General features: G+C 65.5%; 3 protein-coding genes. 2 read left to right on the top strand and 1 reads right to left on the bottom strand.

Translation table 11 applies throughout. The features are described from left to right. Nucleotides 1–683 (top strand): hypothetical protein (locus tag VF515_05610; protein ID HEX7407112.1); only part of this gene is annotated, 683 nt, incomplete at its 5' end. Here the strand turns inward: VF515_05610 and VF515_05605 are convergent. Beyond that, nucleotides 680–1,870, bottom strand: a complete 1,191-nt coding sequence (locus VF515_05605) for a VWA domain-containing protein (GenBank protein HEX7407111.1) — start codon at nt 1,868–1,870, stop codon at nt 680–682. The two genes, VF515_05610 and VF515_05605, sit on opposite strands and share 4 nt — an antisense overlap. Before the next feature lie 287 nt (nt 1,871–2,157). On the opposite strand from VF515_05605, the gene VF515_05600 reads away from it, so the two are divergent. After that, nucleotides 2,158–4,817, top strand: a 2,660-nt coding sequence (locus tag VF515_05600) for a DEAD/DEAH box helicase (GenBank protein ID HEX7407110.1), incomplete at its 3' end; no start/stop codon positions are given.

Raw genomic sequence — 4,817 nt, 5'->3', positions numbered from 1 at the left:
GGCACATGCGCCGCGTCAGCCGGAGCCGCGTGGCGGAGTCGACGCTGTGGCGCGGTGAAGCGGCAGGACGGGAAGTCTGGCTGATCAAGACGGCGGTCGGTGAGCGGCGGGCAGAGGCTGCCACCGAGGTTGTGCGTGACGCCGGTCGCTTCGATCTGCTTCTCTCCACCGGTTGTGCCGGGGCGCTGTCGCCGGAGTTGCTGCCGGGCGATCTCGCCATCGCGACGGCGGTGATCGGAAACTCGTCGGGAATACATTTCGAAACCGACCCCATCCATCGCGAGCGTGCGTGCGCCGCCGCCGAGCGCGCCGCTCTGCGCACTGTGTTCGGGCCGGTGCTGTGCAGCCCGCATGTGCTAGCCACCGCTGCCGCCAAGCGGGTTGCGGCGTTGAGCACCGGATCGGTGGCGGTCGAGATGGAAGGCGCCGCCATAGGCGCCTTGGCGAAACAATCCGGCGTCGCGTTCGCTTCGGTGCGCGCCATCCTCGATACGGCGGCGACCGAACTGCCCGACGCCGGTGACTTCATGGACCCGCAAACGGGCGCGGTCAGAGCCCGCGATGTGGTTCGTTACCTGGCCGTTCACCCCGGCGCGCTGCCGCAGCTCCTGGCGCTGCAACGCATGATGAGCGCGGCACAGAAGAGTCTGGAGAAATTCTTCGGAGTCTGGTTGGCGGGCTAAGCGGCCCGGGCACCGACCAGCGTGTGCAAGGCCTGGGTCAGGCCGTCGACGCTCAGGTGAAACATCGGGAAGAGCCGGCGCACGAGGCGCACGGTCTGTGCTTCCCAGTAAGCCGGGCCTTCAGGATTGAGCCACACGCTGCGGTCGAAATGACTGGCGACGCGATGCAGCCACACGACGCCGGGGGTCGGTGACGTGCGGCGCGGATCGATGTTGCCGTGGGGTTCGAGCAGTTCGGCCGGATGCATGGCGGCATCGCCCACCAGCGCCACTTTCCAACGGCTGTCGAGACGGCGCAGGATGTCGCCGGTCGGGACGGCATCCGCGCGCGACATGCGGGCAGCGGTGTAGACGTCGTCGTAGAGGCAGTTGTGGAAATAGTAGGCTTGAAAATCGCGCAGGCTGCGATCCTCATGCAGAGCGGTCAGGAGCTGGCTGACGGGCTCGAAGTAGGGTTCCATCGTGCCGCCGACATCCATCAGTAGCAGGAGGCGGACGTCGTTGCGTCGCGGCGGGCGGAAGACCAGTTCGATTTCGCCGGCGTTCTTGCAGGTTTCATCGATGGTCTCGTCGAGATCGAGTTCAGTGGCATCGCCGCTGCGCGTGAGCTGGCGCAGACGGCGCAGTGAGACCTTCAATTGCCGCACATCGAGCGCCATGTCCGTGCGGTAGTCCTTGAAGCGCCGCTCCTCGGCGACCTTCATGGCCGACCGACCCGTGGACTTGCCGCCGACACGAATGCCCGTGGGGTGCTGGCCGCCGTGCCCGAACGGCGACTTGCCGCCGGTGCCGATCCAGCGTCCGCCGCCGTCGTGACGCTCCGTTTGCTGCTGCAAGGTTTCGAGAAAGCGCTGCATGAGCTCGTCGACATTGAGGCGCTGCAGCTTCGCCAACTCCTCGGGTGACAAGTTCGGAAAGTTCTTCGGGTCGCGCAGCCACTCCATCACCTTCTCGGTGACGTCATCGCCAAGCGCGCCCTCGACGCCCTTGAACACCCGCGCGAAGACACGATCGTAGGCGTCGAAGTAGGTTTCGCTCTTGATCAGACAGGCGCGTCCGAGATGGTAGAAGCGCAGCAAGCTCGATCCATGCAGCCCCTCTTCGAGCGCGCGCAGAAACGTCTGCCATTCTTGGATGGCGAGCGGAACGCCGGCGTCGCGCAGACCGTAGAAGAGATCGAGGAACATGGCGTACCAGTTAGCAGTATAGAGTTGAGAGTCGAGAGTTCATTGCGGGCGCCCTCGAAACGTCTCGCCGAAACGCGGGGTGCTGTTGGTGCCGAGCCATGCACTCTTCGCGTACCATCTTTGCGCGGCTGTGCAAAGCCATCGCAGGATTTGGGGCTACCTTGCCACATTGCATATCTCACCGAGATCGCCCATAACCCGGGGCCAATAGAAATCCGGTGAAAGTGCCCATGTCGAAGCTGAGGAGCCGGCCATGTCGTGGCGGCAAGGAAGAGTAGACGGCCGCGATGGGTCCAGTCTCCTTTGCCCCCATTCTCACCCCGCACGGCCGTCTCATTTTAGGCCAGGTAGACGACGCGCCGAGGTTGGAGCCAGGGCTCGCCCAGCGTCTGCTGGAGGCGTTCGCGCGCGGCTCGGGTCACGGTTTGCTACGACTCGGAGCGGGCGAGATCGGGATCTTTCTTCCACCAGTCCTCGCCTACTGGCGTGAATTCGGCGCCCGATACGTGACCACCCTCTGCACGCTGCCGGATGCCGAAGAGCACGGCGCGAAGGTGCACATCCCGGCCCCGTCCGAAGACGAGCTCGAGTCGGTGGCCTCGGCTGCACCGCCCATGATCGGCGCGGAGTACCTGACGGCGGCGGTCCTGCACGCTCTTTGGGAAGAGCTCGATGCGGCGTTCGGATCTGAGCTGGCCGCGTCGAAAGGCTCGGTGCAGGACTTTCTCAAGCGCCACAGCCCGGCCTGGAACCTCGTCGGTCGCGTACACTTCAACCTCGCCGAGAACCGCAAGGACGAGGAGGCGCCGTTTGCTTTCCTCGCGACCTACACGACCCGATTGTCCGCACACGCCAAAGCGCAGCACGTGCCCCTGGGTCAGGCGCTCCGCGAGTACGCCGGCGCTTCAAACAAGACGCGCCTGTTGTCGCTGCTGCTCCCCGTCCAGCGCGCGGCGGAGAGTTGCGCGTGGCTGAAAGCCATGGCCGACGCGGGGGAGATTTTCCACCCGTTGCGTTGGACGCCCAGGGAGGCCTTCCAGTTCCTAAGTGATGTCCCGTTGCTGGAGAGTGCGGGTGTCGTCGTGCGGATGCCCGCTACCTGGAGGGCAAACCGTCCTCTCCGCCCGCAGGTGACAGCTACCGTTGGCGGCAAGGCACCGTCGGCTTTGGGCCAGGACGCGCTGCTCGACTTTCGCATGGAGGTCACGCTCGACGGCGAGCGGTTGACGGCCGGCGAGATCAAGGAGCTGCTGGCAAAGTCCGACGGGCTCGCGCTGGTGCGCGGGCGCTGGGTCGAAGTCGATCGCGCGCGGCTCGGCCGGATGCTCGAACACTTCCGCCAGGTCGAGCGAGCTGCAGCCGACAACGGCCTCACCTTCGCCGAGGCCATGCGCATGGTCGCTGGTGCCGACGTCGCACCCGACGCAGCCACCGGCCGCACCGACGCCGACTGGGCTCAGGTGGTCGCGGGTCCGTGGCTCGCTGACACGTTGAAATGTCTTCGCAGCCCGGAGGGGCTGGCCCGCGTCGAACCCGGCTGCGGGCTCCACGGCACACTGCGGCCCTACCAGCAGGTGGGTGTGCGCTGGCTCTACCTGCTTTCCAATCTCGGTCTCGGGGCGTGCCTCGCCGACGACATGGGTTTGGGAAAGACCATCCAGGTGCTGTCGTTGCTGCTGGTTCTCAAGCACGAGGCCAAGGTCAAGAGACGACCGAGCCTGCTCGTTGCACCTGCCTCGCTCCTGGCGAATTGGGCCTCGGAGATCGAGCGGTTCGCGCCAAGCTTGAGGGCGCTCGTCGCTCATCCATCGGCGCTCCCGGCCGCCGAGCTCAAGGCGCTCGAGCCGCAGCGCCTCGCGGATGTGGATCTGGTCATCACCAGCTACGGCTCGCTGCTCCGCATGCCGTGGCTGCCAGACACCTCGTGGCACCTGGTCGTCCTCGACGAGGCGCAGGCCATCAAGAACCCGGAGGCCAAGCAGACACGGGCCGCCAAGAAACTCGAGGCGCGGGCGCGGTTTGCGCTCACCGGCACGCCGATCGAGAACCGGCTCGGAGATCTCTGGTCCATCTTCGACTTCATCAACCCCGGCTTGCTCGGGTCAGCGAAGGAGTTCACCACCCTCGTCAAACGACTCGCGGACAGGCCCCACAACCCGTACGCCCCGCTGCGTGAGGTCGTGCGTCCCTACATCCTGCGGCGCCTGAAAACCGACAAAACCGTCATCGCCGACCTGCCCGACAAGACCGAGGTCAAAGCCTTCTGCCCGCTCAGCCGCAAGCAGGCCGCCCTCTACCAGCAGGCCGTGAAGGAGCTGTCCGAACTACTCGACGACGCCGAGGGCATCCGGCGCAAGGGGGTCGTGCTGTCGTTTCTGATGCGGTTCAAACAGATCTGCAACCATCCGTCGCAGTGGCTCGGCGACGGAGCCTGGATGGAGGAAGACAGCGGCAAGTGGGCGCGCCTGCGCGACATTGCCGAGGTCATCGCGGCCAAGCAGGAGAAGGTGCTCGTCTTCACGCAATTCCGAGAGGTGACCGCTCCTCTTGCCGCTTTCCTCGGATCGGTGTTCGGGCGTCCCGGTCTCGTTCTCCATGGCGAGACCGAGGTGAAGAAGCGCAAGGATCTGGTGCGCCGATTTCAGGAGGACGAAGCCGTGCCGTTCTTCGTGCTCTCGCTCAAGGCGGGTGGTGCCGGGCTCAACCTCACCGCCGCCTCCCATGTTGTCCACTTCGACCGCTGGTGGAACCCCGCGGTGGAAAACCAGGCAACCGACCGGGCGTTCCGCATCGGGCAGACCAAGAACGTGCTCGTACACAAGTTCGTTTGCCGGGGAACCGTCGAAGAGAAGATCGACCAGCTCATCGAATCGAAGCGACAGCTCTCGCAGGACTTGCTGGAAGGCGGCGCCGAGCTGCTGCTGACCGAGCTGAAGGACGCGGAGCT

Source organism: Candidatus Binatia bacterium, from assembly GCA_036382395.1.
GTDB lineage: Bacteria > Desulfobacterota > Binatia > HRBIN30 > HRBIN30 > JAGDMS01.
This window is presented reverse-complemented; position numbering and strand designations above follow the sequence as displayed.